The sequence below is a fragment of the Pseudomonas sp. HMSC066A08 genome (assembly GCF_001813025.1).
GTDB lineage: Bacteria > Pseudomonadota > Gammaproteobacteria > Pseudomonadales > Pseudomonadaceae > Pseudomonas > Pseudomonas aeruginosa.
Genome location: NZ_KV811333.1, coordinates 1 through 664, shown reverse-complemented (window position 1 = coordinate 664; position 664 = coordinate 1). Strand labels below are relative to the sequence as shown.

Sequence of the window (664 nt, the reverse complement as noted above, 5' to 3'; positions counted from 1 at the left end):
CTTCCCGCTTGACCGCATCGCATGGACTAACTCGCCTTCGCTGATGTTCAGCAGGTCGGCGAGCTGCCGGGTGTTGATTGAAATACCGCTCATTTGGCCGCGCTCTCCATTTGGTGCCGCCACTTCCACGGCTCCACTGCGTTCGGTGCTGACCACAGGCCGACGCGCTCGCTACGGGCCTGCGTTTCGAGTTTCAGCATTGCCGGATCGACGGCTTGACCGTGGAAACGGTAAGCCCATGCCATGCCCGCCTTTACCTGTTCGGCGTTGACATGAACGGTGTGGCACGGGACAGAAGGGGCGCATATCTTGGCGTAGACCATGCCGAGTGTGCGGCCGTAGCGGTCTTTGCCTTTTACGAGCACCGCGACAGGGTTGCCATCAACCATGCCCGCCAACGACTGCCGCGACCGCTGGCCAAATGGTTGATCTTTTTCCGGGGCATCAATGCCGGTCACGCGGATGCGGACTGGCCGTTGATCTACTAGCAGATCGAACGTGTCGCCATCGAGAACGCGGACGACCTTGCCTATCAGTTCTGGCGACTGCGTGCCGGGCGCGACTTGCTGCCCTTCGGCCGCAGGAGCGTCCTTTTGCCGAGAGTCCGCAACGAAATACACAAGGGCGACGAGGCCTAGCGCCACGCCCATGAAGATATATAAGC

At 60.7% G+C, this 664-nt stretch carries 1 protein-coding gene; it reads right to left on the bottom strand.

Annotated elements, in window-relative coordinates; all coding sequences use genetic code 11:
- Positions 1 to 89 precede the first annotated feature (89 nt).
- Positions 90 to 664: thermonuclease family protein (locus HMPREF2886_RS22875; RefSeq protein ID WP_218189074.1), on the bottom strand; the 575-nt coding region annotated here is incomplete at its 5' end.